At 74.4% G+C, this 17,373-nt stretch carries 14 protein-coding genes and 1 pseudogene; 9 read left to right on the top strand and 6 right to left on the bottom strand.

The annotated features are described in order from the left end of the window. Window positions 1-113: 113 nt before the first annotated feature. Entirely contained in the window at window positions 114-2,213 is a 2,100-nt protein-coding gene (locus AB0883_RS03040; RefSeq protein WP_366638982.1) for a maltotransferase domain-containing protein, read from the top strand. Continuing rightward, window positions 2,201-4,303, top strand: a complete 2,103-nt coding sequence (gene glgB / locus AB0883_RS03035) for a 1,4-alpha-glucan branching protein GlgB (protein ID WP_366638980.1) — start codon at window positions 2,201-2,203, stop codon at window positions 4,301-4,303. Before AB0883_RS03040 ends, glgB begins: the two co-directional genes overlap by 13 nt. A gap of 47 nt (window positions 4,304-4,350) precedes the next feature. On the opposite strand, the gene AB0883_RS03030 is transcribed toward glgB, so the two are convergent. From AB0883_RS03030 to AB0883_RS03020, 3 genes are all read right to left on the bottom strand, one after another. Then, on the bottom strand, window positions 4,351-6,375 hold the full coding sequence (locus AB0883_RS03030; protein WP_366638978.1) for a family 10 glycosylhydrolase: 2,025 nt from the start codon (window positions 6,373-6,375) through the stop codon (window positions 4,351-4,353). Window positions 6,376-6,779: 404 nt separating this feature from the next. After that, entirely contained in the window at window positions 6,780-7,259 is a 480-nt protein-coding gene (locus AB0883_RS03025; protein ID WP_366638976.1) for a sugar O-acetyltransferase, read from the bottom strand. A 276-nt stretch (window positions 7,260-7,535) separates the two neighbouring features. Beyond that, window positions 7,536-8,576 carry a phosphatase domain-containing protein gene (locus tag AB0883_RS03020; RefSeq protein ID WP_366638974.1) on the bottom strand — a complete coding sequence of 347 codons (1,041 nt, stop codon included), beginning with the start codon at window positions 8,574-8,576 and terminating at the stop codon, window positions 7,536-7,538. Between the two features lie 171 nt (window positions 8,577-8,747). On the opposite strand from AB0883_RS03020, the gene AB0883_RS03015 reads away from it, so the two are divergent. The 5 genes from AB0883_RS03015 to AB0883_RS02995 all read left to right on the top strand — a co-directional run bounded on the left by AB0883_RS03015 (window position 8,748) and on the right by AB0883_RS02995 (window position 13,336). Next, window positions 8,748-10,367 (top strand): hypothetical protein, encoded by a 1,620-nt coding sequence (locus AB0883_RS03015; RefSeq protein ID WP_366638972.1) that lies wholly within the window; start codon window positions 8,748-8,750, stop codon window positions 10,365-10,367. Window positions 10,368-10,428: 61 nt separating this feature from the next. Then, a complete protein-coding gene (gene yaaA, locus AB0883_RS03010) occupies window positions 10,429-11,226 on the top strand; it encodes a peroxide stress protein YaaA (protein ID WP_366638970.1) in 798 nt (265 codons plus the stop codon). 101 nt (window positions 11,227-11,327) lie between these two features. Further along, complete coding sequence (locus AB0883_RS03005; RefSeq protein ID WP_366638968.1) at window positions 11,328-12,002, top strand: hypothetical protein; 675 nt, start codon at window positions 11,328-11,330, stop codon at window positions 12,000-12,002. A gap of 7 nt (window positions 12,003-12,009) precedes the next feature. Then, on the top strand, window positions 12,010-12,279 hold the full coding sequence (locus tag AB0883_RS03000; protein WP_366638967.1) for a hypothetical protein: 270 nt from the start codon (window positions 12,010-12,012) through the stop codon (window positions 12,277-12,279). Window positions 12,280-12,367: 88 nt separating this feature from the next. Then, window positions 12,368-13,336, top strand: coding sequence for a TAXI family TRAP transporter solute-binding subunit (locus tag AB0883_RS02995; protein WP_366638965.1), 969 nt, complete (start codon window positions 12,368-12,370; stop codon window positions 13,334-13,336). Window positions 13,337-13,692: 356 nt separating this feature from the next. On the opposite strand, the pseudogene AB0883_RS02990 reads toward AB0883_RS02995, so the two are convergent. The 3 genes and pseudogenes from AB0883_RS02990 to AB0883_RS02980 all read right to left on the bottom strand — a co-directional run. Further along, window positions 13,693-15,054: pseudogene (locus AB0883_RS02990) on the bottom strand (ATP-binding protein); the annotation flags it as partial. A 9-nt stretch (window positions 15,055-15,063) separates the two neighbouring features. After that, a complete protein-coding gene (locus AB0883_RS02985) occupies window positions 15,064-15,720 on the bottom strand; it encodes a response regulator transcription factor (protein ID WP_121395645.1) in 657 nt (218 codons plus the stop codon). 142 nt (window positions 15,721-15,862) lie between these two features. Next, the gene (locus AB0883_RS02980) at window positions 15,863-16,174 is read right to left on the bottom strand and encodes a hypothetical protein (protein ID WP_311412826.1); all 312 of its coding nucleotides are present in this window, start codon (window positions 16,172-16,174) and stop codon (window positions 15,863-15,865) included. A 114-nt stretch (window positions 16,175-16,288) separates the two neighbouring features. Between AB0883_RS02980 and AB0883_RS02975 the strand changes: the two genes are divergently transcribed. Both AB0883_RS02975 and AB0883_RS02970 read left to right on the top strand, forming a co-directional pair. After that, on the top strand, window positions 16,289-16,627 hold the full coding sequence (locus AB0883_RS02975) for a DUF952 domain-containing protein (RefSeq protein ID WP_366638963.1): 339 nt from the start codon (window positions 16,289-16,291) through the stop codon (window positions 16,625-16,627). 159 nt (window positions 16,628-16,786) lie between these two features. Next, window positions 16,787-17,329, top strand: a complete 543-nt coding sequence (locus AB0883_RS02970; protein ID WP_366638961.1) for an acyltransferase — start codon at window positions 16,787-16,789, stop codon at window positions 17,327-17,329. Window positions 17,330-17,373 lie beyond the last annotated feature (44 nt).

The following is a 17,373-nucleotide window of genomic DNA, read 5'->3' as shown; positions in this document are numbered from 1 at the left end:
CGGGCACCAGGTCTCCGCCGGGCCCCTGACCGGACCTCTCCGAACAAGTCAGGCGGGAGGGCGATGGGGTGCTTGGCCGCGCGCGAATGGATCTCGCGCAGTAGGTTGAACCGGTGACTGGACGGTTCCCGATCGAAGACGTCTCCCCCGTCGTCTCCTGCGGTCGCTACCCGGCCAAGGCGGTGGTCGACGAGCCGGTGCCGGTGTCGGCCCGCGCCTACCGCGAGGGGCACGACGCGCTCGGCTGCAACGTGGTCTGGCGCGGCCCCGACGGGCGGGCGCGGCCGTTCACCCGGATGCGCCCCGGTGAGCCGGGGCAGGACCGCTGGCACGCGGTGATCCGCCCCGACGCGGTCGGCGAGTGGGTCTTCACCGTCGAGGCGTTCCAGGATCCGTACCTGACCTGGCAGAACGCGGTCACCAAGAAGATCGCCGCCGGGCAGGGGCCGGAGGACCTGGCCAACGACCTCGCCGAGGGCGCCCGGGTGCTGCGGGCCGCCGCCCAGACGGTGCCCGCCGCCGACGCCGACCGGGTGGCGGCGGCGGAGCGGGCGCTGGCCGACGAGCGGCTGGCGCTGCCCCGGCGGGTCGCCCCGGCGCTGGAGCTGGCCGCCCTGCTCTGGGAGCACCCGGTCCGGGAGCTGGTCACCGCCGGCGAGGAGCACCGGCTCTGGGTCGACCGCCGGCGGGCGCTCTTCTCCGCCTGGTACGAGTTCTTCCCCCGCTCCGAGGGGGCCGTCCCGGCCACCGTCGACGCGCCCGCCCGCTCCGGCACGTTCGCCACCGCCGTCGAGCGCCTGCCGGGCGTCGCGGCGATGGGCTTCGACGTGCTCTACCTGCCGCCGATCCATCCGATCGGCCGCGTCAACCGCAAGGGCCGCAACAACGCGCTCACCGCCGGGCCCGACGACGTGGGCTCGCCGTGGGCGATCGGCGCCGCCGAGGGCGGCCACGACGCGATCCACCCCGACCTGGGTACGCCGGAGGACTTCCGCGACTTCGTCGCCGCCGCCGCCGAGCAGGGCCTGGAGGTGGCGATGGACCTGGCGTTGCAGTGCGCGCCGGACCACCCGTGGGTGACCGAGCACCCGGAGTGGTTCACCACCCGGGCCGACGGCAGCATCGCGTACGCGGAGAACCCGCCGAAGAAGTACCAGGACATCTACCCGCTCAACTTCGACAACGACCCGGAGGGCATCCGGGCGGAGGTCCTGCGGGTGGTGCTGCACTGGGTCGGCGAGGGCATCCGGATCTTCCGGGTGGACAACCCGCACACCAAGCCGTTCGACTTCTGGCACTGGCTGATCGCCGAGGTGAAGAAGGTCGACCCGGACGTGCTCTTCCTCGCCGAGGCGTTCACCCGGCCGGCGATCATGCACGGGCTGGGCAAGATCGGCTTCACCCAGTCGTACACGTACTTCACCTGGCGCACGTCGGCGGCCGAGATGCGGGCGTACTGCGAGGAGCTGGTCGAGGCGGCCGACTACATGCGGCCCAACTTCTGGCCGAACACACCGGACATCCTGCACTCCTCGTTGCAGCACGGCGGCCCGCCGATGTTCAAGATCCGGGCGGTGCTGGCCGCGCTGCTCTCCCCCTCCTGGGGCATGTACGCCGGCTACGAGCTGTTCGAGCACACCGCACGCCCCGGCGCCGAGGAGTACCTCGACAACGAGAAGTACGAGCTGCGCCCCCGGGACTGGGCCGGCGCACAGGCGCAGGGCCGCTCCCTCGCGCCGTTCATCGCGGTGCTCAACCGGGTACGCCGGGAGAACCCGGCCCTGCACCAGCTGCGCAACCTGGTCTTCCACGAGATCGACAACCCGGCGCTGCTCTGCTGGTCCAAGCACGACCCGGACACCGGCAACACGGTCCTCGTGGTCTGCTCGTTCGACCCGCAGGGCGTGCAGTGGGGCAACACCACGCTGGACATGCCCGCGCTCGGGCTGGACTGGCACGACCGGTTCACGGTGCGCGACGAGCTGACCGGCACCAGCTACGACTGGGGGCAGCGCAACGCCGTGCGCCTCGACCCGTACCTGCAACCGGCGCACGTGCTGACCGTGCGCCGGCCGACTCCCGATCCCACCGCCGGCCCGGCGTCGGCGACCGGGGCGCCGGACCTGACCGTCGCCGACGTTCCCGACGACCTCTCGGGCGGCACCGCCCCCACCGCTCCCGCCCAGAAGGACGACGACCGATGGACCAGCTGATCGCCGGCGCCACGCACGACCCGCACGCCGTCCTCGGCGCACACCCGGCCGACGGGCGGACGGTCGTCCGGACGCTGCGCCGGGGCGCCACCGACGTCGCCCTCCTCGTCGGCGGTGAGCGGCACCGGATGCGGCGGGTACACGACGTCGGCGTGTTCGAGGCGGAGGTCGAGGGCGAGGTGCTCGACTACCGCGTCGAGGTCGACGGCCGGAGCCACGACGACCCGTACCGCTACCCGCCCACCCTGGGCGAGCTGGACCTGCACCTGATCGGCGAGGGCCGCCACGAGCGGCTCTGGGAGGCGCTCGGCGCCCGGGTCTTCGACGAGGGCGTGGCGTTCACCGTCTGGGCGCCGAACGCGCGCGGGGTCCGGGTGGTCGGTGACTTCGCGGGCTGGGCGCCGGACGACGGCTGGCCGATGCGCTCCCTGGGCGGCAGCGGGGTGTGGGAGCTGTTCGTCCCGGGCGTCGGGGCGGGCGCCCGCTACAAGTACCGGATCCTGGGCGCCGACGGGCAGTGGCGGGACAAGGCGGACCCCCTTGCGGCGTACGCGGAGGTGCCGCCGGCCACCGCCTCGGTGGTGCACCACTCGACGTACGAGTGGGGCGACGCCGACTGGCTGTCGCGGCGGGCCCGACGGCAGCCGCACCAGGAGCCGATGAGCGTCTACGAGGTGCACCTCGGCTCGTGGCGCCCCGGGCTGGGCTACCGGGAGCTGGCCGAGCAACTGACCGCGTACGTCACGGAGCTGGGCTTCACCCACGTGGAGTTCCTGCCCGTGATGGAGCACCCGTTCGGTGGTTCCTGGGGCTACCAGGTCACCGGCTACTACGCCCCGACGTCCCGCTTCGGCGACCCCGACGAGTTCCGTCACCTCGTGGACGCCCTGCACGCCGCCGGGATCGGCGTGATCCTCGACTGGGTGCCCGCGCACTTCCCCAAGGACGAGTGGGCCCTCGCGCGCTTCGACGGCACCGCCCTCTACGAGCACCCCGACCCGCGCCGGGGCGAACACCCCGACTGGGGCACGTACGTCTTCGACTTCGGCCGCCCGGAGGTGCGCAACTTCCTGGTCGCCAACGCGCTGTACTGGTGCGAGCAGTTCCACGTCGACGGGCTGCGGGTGGACGCGGTGGCCTCGATGCTCTACCTGGACTACTCCCGGCAGGAGGGGCAGTGGCTGCCCAACCGCTACGGCGGCCGGGAGAACCTGGAGGCCATCGCGTTCATGCAGGAGGTGAACGCGACGGTCTACAAGCACCACGCCGGGGTGGTGCTGATCGCCGAGGAGTCCACCGCCTGGCCGGGGGTCACCCGGTCGACCGATGCCGGCGGGCTCGGCTACGGGTTCAAGTGGAACATGGGCTGGATGCACGACACCCTGCTCTACACCTCGAAGGACCCGGTCTACCGGCAGCACCACCACCATCAGCTCACGTTCTCCCTGGCGTACGCCTGGAGCGAGAACTACGTGCTGCCGATCAGCCACGACGAGGTGGTGCACGGCAAGGGCTCCCTCGCGGGCAAGATGCCCGGCGACACCTGGCAGCGGCTGGCCAACGTACGCGCCCTGCTGGCGTACATGTGGGCGCACCCGGGCAAGCAGCTGCTCTTCATGGGCTGCGAGCTGGCCGACGACCGGGAGTGGAGCGAGGAGCGCGGCCTCGACTGGTACCTGCTGCACGACCCGGCCCGGGCCGGGGTGCAGCGCCTCGTCGGCGACCTGAACCGCGTCTACCGGGACACCCCGGCGCTCTGGGCGCAGGACACCGAGCCGGCCGGCTTCCGCTGGATCGCCGGGGACGACGTCGCCAACAACACCGTCTCGTTCGTCCGGATCGCCCCCGACGGCGCGACCCTGGTCTGCGTGGCGAACTTCTCCGCCCGGCCGCTGGAGGACTACCGGGTGGGGCTGCCGGCCGGCGGCACGTGGGCGGAGGTGCTCAACACCGACGCCCACCACTACGGCGGATCGGGCGTGGGCAACCTCGGCGCCGTGCACGCGCAAGACGTCCCGTGGCACGGGATGCCCGCCTCCGCCGCCCTGCGGGTGCCCCCGCTCGGCGTGCTCTGGCTGCGCCGCGACTGACCGGGTCGTTCCCCGGGACGTCAGGTCGCCCCGGGGAGCGGGCGGGCTCAGAGTCGGGTGATCCGGACGGCGTCGGCGACGACGTACCCCTGGGTGCTGGTCCAGCGGCTGACCCCGACGACCTGGCGTGTCCCGGCGGCGAGGTCGTAGGTGCCCAGCACCCGCCACTGGCCGCCGCCGCTGCGCTGGTCGACGGTGACGGTGACGTTCCCGTTCGCCGTCGCCACCAGGTGCGGCGTGGCGCTGTTGTAGCCGGGGTCGGCCGGATACCAGACCTCGACGCGGTACGAGCCGGCGGCGGGCAGCGTCGCGGTGAACCAGGCCGGGTCGCTGACCGCCTCCGGGTTGGCGAAGCGGTAGTTGGCGCCGTAGCGCGCCGGGAGGTACGACGACGTGCCCCAGGTGCTGGCGGCCGTGAAGCCGCCGGCCGTGGCGTTGTCCACGATCACGCTGAACGTGCCGCCGGTGCCGGTGACCGTCCGCGCGTTGCTGGCGGGGCTCTCGTGGTGCAGCCGGTCCAGCGCCGTCACCAGGTAGCGGTACGTCGAGCCGGCCGCGGCGGTCGCGTCGGTGAACGTCCCGGTCGTGCCCGAGGCGCGGACCGTGCCGAGCAGGTGCCGGGCGTCGGCCAGGTCGCAGGCGTCGACCGCGCCGTCGCCGGGCAGGCGGTACACCGCGTACGCGGCGGTGCTGCCGGTGGCGCCGCGCTGCCAGGTGAGGGTCACGCCGCCGGTGCCGCGTACCGCCGAGGTGAGGTTCGGCGCGGCGGGCGCGGCGCCGCCCACCCCGGCCGGTGCCAGCGCGGGCCGGCGGTAGTGGTCGGTGGCCACCCGGGAGACGGCGCCGATCCGGTCGGCACGGACGTCCTTGGCGCTGAAGTGGATGTCGCCGACGACGCGCGGGTGGCTGCGGTTGAGCGTCAGGTGGTCGGTCAGCTCGGCCGGGTCCTGCCAGGCCGCGTCCTGCCCCGTCGCGCCGGCCCGGTAGGTGGCCTGCCCGACGAGCAGCTGCACGTCGGTGCCGGTCACCGTCTCGGACCACCAGCGGACCAGTTCGGCGTAGTCGGCCGCCGGGTGACCGATGTGCCAGTAGATCTGCGGGGCGATGTAGTCGACCCAGCCCTGCCGCACCCAGCGGCGGGTGTCGGCGTAGATCGCGTCGTACGACTGGAGACCGGTGGTACGCGAGCCGAGCGGGTCGGTGCCGGCGTTGCGCCAGATGCCGAACGGGCTGACGCCGAGCTTGACCCACGGCTTGGCCGCCCGGATCTTGTCGCGCATCTCCCGGACCAGCAGGTTGACGTTGTTGCGCCGCCAGTCGCCGATGGTGCTGAACCCGGCGCCGTACTGGGCGTAGGTCGCCTGGTCGGGGAAGGCCACCCCGCTGACCGGGTACGGGTAGAAGTAGTCGTCCCAGTGCACCGCGTCGATGTCGTAGCGCTTGACGGCGTCCATCATCGCGTCCTGCACGAAGGCGCGGACGGCGGGGATGCCGGGGTTGTAGTAGATGTGTCCGCCATAGGTGACGGTCCAGCCCGGGTTCTTGCGGGCCGGGTGGCCGGCCGCCAGCTTGCTCAGGTCGGTGTGGTTCGCCACCCGGTACGGGTTGAACCAGGCGTGGAACTCCAGGTTGCGGGCGTGCGCCTCGGCGACCATGAAGGCCAGCGGGTCGTAGCCGGGGTTGCCGCCCTGGGTGCCGGTGAGCCACTGCGACCACGGCTCGTAGGTCGACGGCCAGAACGCGTCGGCGGCGGGGCGGATCTGCACGACGACGGCGTTCATCCGCCGCTGCTTGGCCAGGTCGAGCCAACCCCGGTACTCGGCCTGCTGGGCGGCCGGGGTGAGCCCGGTGCGGCTAGGCCAGTCGATGTTGGCCACGCTGGCGATCCACATGCCGCGCAGCTGCCGCTTGGGGGTGGCCGGGTCGGTCACGCAGGCCGCCTGGGCCGCCACGGGCACGGTGTCCGGCGTTGCGGGCCGGGAGGCGGGGGCGCCCGTGGGGACAGCCGCGCCGAGGGCCAGCGCCGCTACCAGCGCCAGCCCGGACAGGTATCGACCATAGTCTCTGCGCACGAAAAGATGTTCAACGCTGCGACACAATTTCGCAAGTATCCTTCAGAGGTTTCACCCGCTCGTGTCACTCCGGCGACCGACGGTGACAGCTTCCCCGAACGCGGAGTCGGACACGACGAGATGCGTACGCAGGAGCCCGAGCGTGACGTCTCGTGTGCGTGTCACCCCCGTGCCGACGCGTGCGATGATCCCGCCGTGACGGATCAGTCGGTCAGCGTCCTGTGGTCGCGGCCGTTACATCTGAGGTCGGCTTCACACGCGATGGCGGTGGGATCCGGTTCCCTCGTCGCGGCGGAGCGGCACTCGCGTCTGGTCCGACTGGACCCTCGCAGCGGGGCGCAGTTGTGGGAACGACGCGTCGAGGATTGCTGGGGCACGGCCGTCATCGCGGGCGAGCGCTGCCTCTACCTGAGCGCGAGACGCTTCCGCTCGACGGCGCTTGTCGCCGTCACCACGCTCGACGGCGGCACGTCCTTCGCGACAACGGCGCCCGCGCCGACGACCGAGCCACGACCGATTGTCACTCCCGGCGTGATCGTGGCCGCGGCCCCGATCCACACGTCGTCCTCGATGACGATGGGCGCGTGCGTGATGAAGTCGTACCGTTCACCGAGTTCGACAGGGTGTCCAGCGGTGCTCAGAGTCACTCGGGGACCGATCAGGACGCGGTCGCCGATGGTGATTCCCCCGTAGTCGAGGAAGAAGCATCCCTGGTTGATGAACACGCGCTCGCCGAAGGACGCGCCAAGCCCGTAGTCGCAATAGAACGGGGGGAGGATGGCCAGAGAGTCGGGGATCGGCTTGCCGAAGATCTCGGTCAGCACCGTCCTGCGCGCGTCGAGGTCGTCGAACGGCAGCACGTTGAGGCGCGCGGTCAGGCTCATGACGAGTCGTACGCGCTCCGCGAAGGCCCGTGACTCATCCGTCCGTGTCCGTAGGCGTTGCTCGTTGCGCACGAGGCGATGCTGGCACAGCGAGTCGGAGACCCGGTGACGACCCACCGGCAGGGAACGCGTCACTCCCTGACCGCGCTGTCCTGATCGAGCCGCGCACCGCACCGCCTCCCTCGCCGGCGTCGAATTCACCGCCTAGCGAACTCGCGGCGTGCGCCGCACGACGGCAGCATCCGCTCCGCCGCCGGCCCCGTCGGCGTCAGGGGATCAGACCAGGCCGGCGTCGCGCAGCAGCTTCCACAGGCCCGCGCCGTCCGGTGCGGAGAGCCACTTCTGCCCCACCGGCCCCGCCGACGTCTCGCCGGCGGGGGTGGGCAGGCTACCGGCCAGCACCGCCTGCGTGGGCGACAGCCGACGGATCGCCACCCCGGCGACGTTCTGCGGGTGGGCGGCGGCGAACTCGCGGTAGATCTCCGGGTCGTGCTGCCCGTCGTCGCCCACCAGCAGCCACTTCACCTCGGGGAACTCCTTGGCCAGCCGGGCCAGGGTGACCCGCTTGTGCTCCCGCCCGCTGCGGAACCAGCGGTCGGCCGTCGGCCCCCAGTCGGTCAGCAGCAGCGGCCCGGCCGGGTAGAGGTGCCGGGACAGGAACCGGGTCAGCGTCGGCGCCACGTTCCAGGCGCCCGTGGAGAGGTAGAAGACCGGCGCGCCCGGGTGCGCCGTGACGAGCCGCTCGTAGAGCACCGCCATGCCGGGAACGGCGTTGCGGGCGTGCTCGTCGAGGACGAACGTGTTCCAGGCGGCTAGCAGCGGCCGGGGCAGCGCGGTGACCATGACCGTGTCGTCGATGTCGGAGAGGATGCCGAAGCGCACCTCCGGGTCGAGGATGCGTACCGGCGCCTCGACAGGCTCGGCGTCCGGCAGGCTGATCCGCACCGAGCACCAGCCCGGCGGCAGGTCCGCCTCGACCACGGCATCGACGAACCCGCTGCGGTCGGCCCGCGCCTCGTGCCGTTCCCCGCCGGCCTCGATGCTCACCGTGACGTGCTTGGCCGGCAGCGTGGTGAAGCTGCGCCACCCGCGCACCTTCTCCAGCCGGCCGCGCTGGCGGGTGTCCGGCCGGCCCAGCAGCACCCGGCACATCACCCGCACCCAGCCGGGCGCGCCGTAGCCGGTGTACGCGATGACGTTCGTCCGCCAGCCGGTGCGCCGCAGCCGGCGCTCGACCAGCGAGTGCACGGCGTCCTCGATCCGCGCGGCCCGGTGCAGGTTAGGTACGGCCAACTGGCCGGCGGGAGTGGGTGGCACGTCAGCAACCCTGCCACAACCCGGCCACCTCGGCCACGCGAGGCGATCTTCCCCGCCGGTCGCCGGGGTCGTGAGGCCGGCGGGCACCGACCGGCCGGCTGCGCCGATCCGCCCCGGCCGGCCCCGGCGGCGTGAAACACTCCGGTCGGGACGACGACGGGGGCGTTGGTCGTGTCGCAACCAGTGCGCAAGCGTGGGCGGTGGCGCCCGCAGCTCGACCGGCCGGCGCTCGTCGCGCTGCTGCTCGGGCTCGCCGGGGTCGGCTACCGGCTGGTCCTGACCCTGCACACGGTGCCCGTCTCCAACAGCGACGAGGCGACGTTCGGGCTGGCCGCGCTGCACATCGCCCAGGGCCGCGAGCTGCCCGTCTTCCTCTACGGGCAGCGCTACATGGGGACGCTGGAGTCGTACCTGGCCGCGCCGCTGATCGCGGTGGCCGGGCCGGGCTGGCCGCTGCTGCGCCTGCCGCTGCTGGTGCTCTACGCCCTCTTCCTCTGGCTGATCCACCGGCTGACCCGGCGGATCTGCTCGCCCTGGTTCGCCACCGGGGTCGTCGGCCTGCTGGCGCTCGGCGGGGAACGGGTCGTCCGGGACCAGCTGACCGTCGTCGGCGGGCGTCCGGAGGTCAAGGTCGCGGTGCTGCTGATGCTGCTGATCGCGGTGGGACTCGCGCGGGGAACGGTGCGGCACCGCCGGTCGGCCGTCGGGTTCTTCGGCCTGCTCGCCGGGGTGGCCGCCTGGTCGGACTGGCTGATCCTGCCCTACCTGGCGGTGGCCGCGCTGGCACTGCTCTGGGTGGCCCGCCGGGAGCTGCTCGGCTGGGCCGGGGTGCTGCTGCTGGCCGGGTTCGCCGTCGGGATCGCGCCGATGATCCGGGACAATCTGGTCGCCCCGCCCGGCGAGGACTCGCTGTCGGTGTTCCGGGAGATCAGCACCAAGGCCGGACCGTCGCCGCCGTGGTCGCGGCGGCTGGACGGCGGGCTGCTGGAGGGGGTGCCGCTCGCCGCCGGCCTCTGCCCGGTGGACGGCTGCGCCCGCTGGCAGGGCTGGTTCGGGCTGCTCTACCCCGTGCTGCTGGCGGTCGCCGCCGCGCTCGCCGTCCTCGCGTACCGCCGGGCAGCGGGCGCTCCGCGCGGCGAGCGGGTCGGCCCCGTGGTGCACCTCGCGCTGGTCGTCGGCGCGGCGCTGACCCTGCTGTCGTACGTGCGCAGCCCGCTCGCCGCCACCAGCCCGCTGGACAACGCCCGTTACCTGTCGGTGCTCCAGCTCTCCCTGCCGGCGGTGCTCTGGCCGCTCTGGGTGGCGGCGGTCGCCTGCTGGCGGGGCACGGTCGGCGCGCTCGGCCGGCTGGCCGGCGCGCTGGCCACCGCCGTGCTCGCCGCGCTGGCCGCGACCACGTTGGTGGTCACCGTGCTGTTCGCGGCCACCGGCACCGGGGCGTCCCGGACTGAGGAGCGGCAGGCCCGCGAGCTGGCCGACACGCTCCGCGCGGGCGGGCCCCGCGAGGTGTACGGGGACTACTGGACCTGCAACCGGCTGATCTTCAACACGGCCGAGGCGGTGACGTGCGCGGTGCTCGACGGCGACCTCACCCCCGGGCAGAACCGCTACCCCGCGTACTGGCGGCAGGTGGGGCGGGCCGACCGGCCCGGGTACGTGCTGGAGGTCGGCTCGGCGGCGGAGCGGCGGCTGCGCGCGCTGCTGGGCGACCGGGCCGACGCCGCGCTGGTCGCCGAGGTGGGCGGGTATCGCGTGTACCACCCGGAGACGCCGGTGCGGCCGTGGCGGTAGGGCCGGGCCGTACGCTGGCCGGACCGGCGCGCGGACGCCGCGCCGAGCCGAGGAGTCACCGATGCTCATCCTGCTGCCGCCCTCCGAGGGGAAGGCCGACGCCGGCACCGGCCGGCGGCTGGACCTCGCCCGGCTCTCCCTGCCGGAGCTGACCGGCGCCCGGGAGGAGGTGCTGACGGCGCTGGTCGCGCTCAGCGCCGACGGCGACGAGGAGGCGGCCCTGACGGCGCTGGGGATCAGCGAGGGCCAGCGCGGCGAGCTGCGCCGCAACGCCCGGCTGCGGGTGGCCGCCACCGCGCCCGCCGGCCGCGTCTACACCGGGGTGCTCTACGAGGCGCTCGACCTCGCCTCGCTGCCGGCGACCGCGCAGCGGGCCGCCCGCCGGTCGGTGCTGGTCAGCTCGGGGCTCTGGGGCGCGGTACGCCTCACCGACCGGATCCCGCCCTACCGGTGCCCGATCGGGGCGAAGCTGCCGGGGCTCGGGGCGCTGTCGGCGTACTGGCGGCGGGCGCTCGCGCCGGCGATGGCCGCGGCGGCCGGCGACGGGCCGGTGCTCGACCTGCGCTCCGGCGCGTACGCGGCCACCTGGGCGCCGCGGGGCGAGGTGGCCGACCGCACGGTGACCGTCCGGGTGCTGCACGAGCGGGAGGTCGACGGCGTGCCCGTCCGGTCGGTGGTGAGCCACTTCAACAAGGCGACCAAGGGCCGGCTGGTCCGCGACCTGCTGACCGCGGGCGCCCGGCCGCGCACCGTCGGCGGGCTGCTGTCCGCGCTGCGCGACCTGAAGTATCCGGTGCTGGAGCAGCCCACCCCGCCCGGCCGGCCACGCCAGGTCGACGTGGTCGTCACGGAGCTGTAGGACAGCCGCAAGATTTCCTCAAGGCTGGGGCCGATCGGTTTCCCCGGCGGCGTCGACGGGCCACGGTAGAGGGACCCCGACGCCGACAAGGAGTGCCTGAGTTGGCTCCCGAACAGATCCTGCTCGACCGGCCGCGCCTGCCCTCGACCCCGCCGCCGTTGGACTGGTCCACCCTGGCCGACGCGTTCGAGGCCGCCTGCCTGCTGCGCTGCACGCCCCCGCCGGCCGTCGCCGGCACCCGCCGGCCGGCGCCCGAGCACCGCCCCCCGTCGGTGGAGTTCAACCGGGAGGAGGCGGCGCACCGCATGCGTCAGCTCCTCCACCGGCTGGACGTCCCCATCGAGCACGAGGTGACCGTCGGCGGGCTGCGCCGCCGCTACCAGCTGCACCGGCTCTCCGTGCCGCACCAGCACCGGCCGGCGTACGCGAGGGCGCTGGAGGCCGGCTGGCGGCAGGGCCGGCGCGAGCTGCTGGGCGGGCCGGTCCCGGGCGCGTCGACCGTACGGCGGGCGTGGCGGCCCCGACTGGCCGCGGCCGCCTGGCGGGCCGCCCTGCTCGCCGGTGGGCGGCACGTCCGCCGGCACATCCTCGGCGTCCGGATCACCGACCGGGAGCTGGCCGCCATCCTGGTGCGCGGGGCCGCCCTGCTGGACGTTCCGGCGCTGCTGCGCCCCGGCACCGGCTGTTACCTCGTCTGCGTCGCCGACGGTCCGGACCGCCAGCGGATCCTGCACAGCACCGCGCTGGGCCCCACCCACGTGCCCGACCGGTCGTGACGGCCGGATGAACGCGATCGGCGTCGTCCGCGAGTACCACCCCGAGCAGGGCTGGGGCGTCATCGACGCCGACACCGTGCCCGGCGGCTGCTGGGTGCACTTCTCCACGCTCGACGTGCCCGGCCACCGCGCGCTGACCCGCGGTGAGGTGGTGTCGTTCGTCGCCGAACCGGCCGGCAGGGCGGCCACGCCTACCGCGCGGTCCGCGTCTGGCGGGGCGCCGGCGAGCCGACCGGCGGCGTCGCGCCGGCCTCGGTCGCGTACCGCAGCGAGCTGACCATCGTCGTCGACGCGCCCCCGGGGTCCTAGCCCGCCCGGTGGGCGGCGGGTTGCGGCGACGGCCCGCACGGCGCAGAGTGCAGCGCGTGAGTCGCACCCGGTTCCGCCGTGTCCGCCCGCGCCCCGTCCGCCCGCCGGCGCTGCTGGCGCTGCTGCTGGTGGTGGTGGCGTTGCCCGGCGTGGCCGGTTGCCAGGACGCTCCCGAGCCACCGGTACGCATCCGGATCGCTACCGGCAGCCCGACGGCGGTCTACCACGCCTTCGGGCAGTCCCTGGCCGCCGTGCTCAACCGGGAGCTGCCGGACGTCCGGGCCAGCGTGGTGGTCACCGCCGCCTCGGCGGAGAACGTCCGGCTGGTCGGCGCGGGCGAGGCCGAGCTGGGTTTCACCCAGGCCGACGTGCTGCCGGCGGCGCCGGCGGCGCACCCGTCCGTGGTCGCGGTCGCCCGGGTCTACGACGACCTGCTGCACCTGGTCACCACCGCCGGCGGTCCCGTCCGCACACTCGCCGACCTGCGCGGGCGGCGGGTGTCCGTGGGCGCGCCCGGGTCCGGCACCGAGATCACCGCCGTCCGGCTGCTGGAGGTGGCGCGCCTGGGCGGCGACCGGGTACGCCAGGAGCGGCTCGGCCTCGACGATTCGGTCGCGGCGCTGCGGGCCGGCACGATCGACGCGTTCTTCTTCTCCGGCGGGCTGCCGGTCCGGGCGCTGGAGCAGCTCACGGACGACAGCGCGACGCGGATCGTCGACCTCGGCGAGTGGACCGGGCCGCTGCGCGAGAGCAACCCGGAGGTCTACGTCTCCCGGGACATCCCCCGCTCGGTGTACGGCACGGACCCGGTGACCACGGTGGCCAACCCGAACTTCCTCATCGTCCGGGCCGACCTGCCCGCGCCGCTGATCCGGGAGGTGACAAGGCTGCTGATGGAACGCCGCCAGGAACTGGCCGCCGCGCACCCGGCCGCCGGCCGGATGAGCCCCCGCTCGGCCATCGCCACCGCCCCGCTGCCGCTGCACCCCGGCGCCGCCGACTGGTACCGCGCCGCCAAACCCTGACCCGCCAAACCCTGGCCCTCCACCCCGGCATCGCTGTCGAGCTGCCCCGTGGGGCGGGGCGGGTTCATGGACGGGGCAGCTCGACAGGGACCGACGGCACCGCGCCACCGAGCGCGGCCCGCGCCGGCCCGGCCTCAGCGCTCGGCCGCTCGCGCCGGCTGCGATGGCTGCGATGGCTGCGATGGCTGCGATGGTCGGCGGGTCGGCGGGATTCCGGCGAAGGTCGGTGGTTCGGCCTCCGCCGCAGGCGCCGTGGAACCGTCGTCGCGGGCCAGTGCGCCGGGGTCGCCGGAAGCGCCGGGAACGGGGACGCCGGAAGCGGGACCGCCCGGAGCGGGATCGGCGGGATCGCCCGGAGCGGGGAACCAGAGGCCGGCGACCAGGCCGCGCGGCTCGCCCCCACGCATGGTGAGCCGCCCGTCCGAGGCGTCGACCAGCACGGCGACGATGGTGAGGCCCAGCCCGGCCCCGTCGATGTTCTGCACCTCCGGGGCACGCCAGAACCGCTCGGTCGCCTGCCCGAGCTGGCTCTCCGTCATGCCCGGGCCAAGGTCCCGGACCTCCAGCGCGGTGCCGTCGTCGTGGTACCGGACGGTCACCGTCACCTCCCCACCGGCGTCGCTGAACTTGACCGCGTTGTCGATCAGCGCGTCCAGGGCCTGGTCGATGGCGGTCCGCACGGTCCGCGCGTACGCCGGGGCGTCCTCGGCCATGAGCCGGAGGGTGATGCGGCGGTGCCGGGCGAGCGGCTCCCAGGCGGCCACCCGGGACGCGGCGACGGCCGCCGCGTCGACGGTGACCCGCTGGTTCTCCCGTCGCTCGGCGCGGGCCAGGGTCAGCAGCGCGTCCAGCACGAGGGCCAGCCGGTCGGTCTCCTCCAGGGCGAGCTGGTGCTCGGCCCGCCCGTCCGCGTCGGTCAGGCTCGGGCCCAGCTCCTCCACCCGCAGCCGCAGCGCGGTCAGCGGGTTGCGCAGCTGGTGACTGGCGTGCGCGACGAACGCCCGCTGCCGGTCCATCACGTCGGAGACGACGTCGGCCATGTGGTTGAAGCTGGTCGCCAGGCGACGCAGCTCCGGCGGGCCGAGCCGGTGCTGCACCCGTGCGCCGCGGTCCCCCTCGGCGATCTCGTGGGTGACCGCGTCCAGCTCGGTGACCGGGCGCAGCACCCAGCCGGCCAGCCCGAACGCGGTCAGCACGCAGGCCAGCACCGCGAGCAGGCCGGTTCCGGCCAGCACCAGCCACCAGACGGTGACGGCCCGCCGGACCGTCTCGGCCGGGGTGGTGATGACCACCGCCCCGAGCACCTCACCGCCGTCGTTGATCGGCACCGCCACCACGATCGGCCCGTCGACCCAGGGCCAGACCGACTCCGGCCCGCTGGCCTGCTGCCCGGAGAGCGCGGTGTCCAGCGCCTCGTGGGAGCCGGGGGCCGGCTGCCAGCTCTCCGAGGCCGCCACCGTCCGGCGGTCCCGGTCGACCACCGCCGCGCCGATGCCGTAGAGGGCGTCGTAGCTGCGCAGCTCGTTGTCGAGCGGGCCGGGCGTCCCGCCCCGCAGCGCCGGGCCGGCCAGCGAGGCGAACCGGGTGGCGTCGGCGAGCCGGTCGGCGCGTACCCGGTCGGTCTCCCGGGTGGCCAGGGTGACCGCCAGCGGGGTCTCCAGCGCGATCAGCACCAGCACCATCAACAGCAGATAGCTGATCACCAGCCGACGTCGCACGGCGTCCCCTCACTCGCCGCGCAGCCGGTAGCCGACCCCGCGTACGGTCTCCACCAGGCCGGGGTCGCCCAGCTTGCCGCGCAGCGACCCGACGTGCACTTCGACCGTGTGCCCGTCGCCCCAGGTGGTGCCCCAGGCGTCGAGCAGGATCCGCTCCCGGGCCACCGCCACGCCGGGCTGGCGGGCCAGGGAGAGCAGGACGTCGAACTCCTTGCGGGTCAGCGCCACCGGCCGGCCCTCGACGGTGACCGTCCGGGCGGCCACGTCGACGCGTACGGGCCCCACCTCGATCAGGTTGCGCTCCGGCACGGCGTGCGCCGCGCGGCGCAGCACCGCCTCGATGCGCGCCTGGAGTTCGGTCATGGAGAAGGGCTTGACCACGTAGTCGTCCGCGCCGAGCCGCAGGCCGAGCACCCGGTCCCGTTCCTCGCCCCGGGCGGTCACCGCGATGATGCCGAGCTGGCTGCTGCGTCGCCGCAGCTCCCGGCACAGGTCGGTGCCGTCCCCGTCGGGCAGGGTCAGGTCCAGCAGCACCAGGTCGCAGGGGGCGGCGCAGAGGGCCGCCGCGACGGTCGCGGCGTGCTCCACCTCGTACCCCCGGCGGGTGAGGGCGGAGGAGAGCGCGGCGGCCACCCGGCGGTCGTCCTCGACCAGCAGGATGCGCACCCGGGGCCCCCATTCGTCGGTCCGTCGACCCCGAATGGTGGCAGAAGTACGCCCGCGACGGGAGGGCCGGTCCCGCGCCCGCCCGGCGGCAGCCGCGCCGACGCGCCAGCGCCCGAGCGCCCGTGGCGGGTCGATCGGCAGGTCAGAGGCCGAAGACCTCGTCGGCCGTGGCGTCGCGGACGCCGTCGACGAAGCCCCGGAAGCCGGGGTCGTCGTGGCTGGCGGGCACGCTGGTGACGATCTCGCCGGTGGCCTGGGTGACCGCGTCGACCAGGGGCGGATAGTCGATCTCGGCGTCCGGGAGGGTGTCGTCGTCCGCCTGGCCGAGGTTGATCACGTGCTGCACGTCCTCGGTCGGGGTGTCCGGGTCGCCGGCCCACTCGCCGCCCGCCCGGTGGCACTCGTCGTAGAGCGCGCGCTGGCTGTCGGTCCAGTCCTCGTCGTAGCTCTCCATCGTCATCCCTCCGCGACCCGCTGCCCCGAGCATGCCGGGCGGCGGCGGGCGCCGGGGCGGTACCGGCAAACCGGGACGGCCGCCGGCGGGACCGGCCGCGCGTAGGCTGCCGGGGTGATCTACAAGCTGCTCACCACCATCGAGTGGGACGACGCGCTGGCCGCCGGCCACCTCGACGGTACGGCACTGGACCGGCAGTCCGGGTTCATCCACCTCTCCGGCGCCGACCAGGTGGTCGGCACGGCCCGGCGGTACTTCGCCGGCGCCACCGGGCTGACCCTGCTGACGGTGGACCCGGACCGGCTGGGCGACGCGCTGCGCTGGGAGCCGTCGCGCGACGGCGCGCTCTTCCCGCACCTGTACGGCCCGCTGCCGGTGCCCGCCGTGGTGGCCGCCGACGCGCTGCCGGCGGACCTGCCGGCCGCCGACGCGGTGGCGGCGCTGCTCGCCTGACGGGTCGCTATGCTACGCCGAGTCCGCTCCCCCGGCCTCGCCTGCGCGCCCCGGGGCGGGTGTGGCAGAACCGATCCGCGCGATCGACGCCCACCCGGCGTACGCCGACGCGGATCCCCGACGGCGCGACGCCGCGCCCCGAGCCATGCGAGTTGAAGGATGACTGACAGCAGTTCCCCGTCCCCCTCCGTCTTCGTCCACCCGACGGCCGACGTCGAGGAGGGTGCCCGCGTCGGCGACGGCACGAAGGTCTGGCACCTGGCCCACATCCGCTCCTCGGCGCAGGTCGGCGCCGGCTGCGTCATCGGCCGCAACGTGTACGTCGACGCCGGCGTGACGGTCGGCAACCTGGTCAAGATCCAGAACAACGTCTCGGTCTACCAGGGCGTCACCATCGAGGACGAGGTCTTCGTCGGTCCGTGCGCGGTCTTCACCAACGACTTCCGGCCCCGGGCGCAGAATCCGGACTGGACGATCACGCCGACCCTGGTCCGCCGGGGCGCCTCGATCGGCGCCAACGCCACCCTCGTCTGCGGCATCGAGGTCGGCGAGTACGCGATGATCGCGGCCGGGTCCGTGGTGACCCGCGACGTGGCGCCGTACCAGCTCGTCGCCGGCAACCCGGCGCGCCCCAAGGGCTGGGTCGACGAGCGCGGCGAGGTGGTCTCGCGGGACGTGGACAACCCGCCGCAGCGGGGCTGAACGGACGAAGAGGGGGCGGTGACCGGCAGCGCCCGGACACCGCC

The organism is Micromonospora sp. NPDC047812 (assembly GCF_040704175.1).
In the GTDB taxonomy this organism is placed as follows: Bacteria; Actinomycetota; Actinomycetes; order Mycobacteriales; family Micromonosporaceae; genus Micromonospora.
This window is presented reverse-complemented; position numbering and strand designations above follow the sequence as displayed.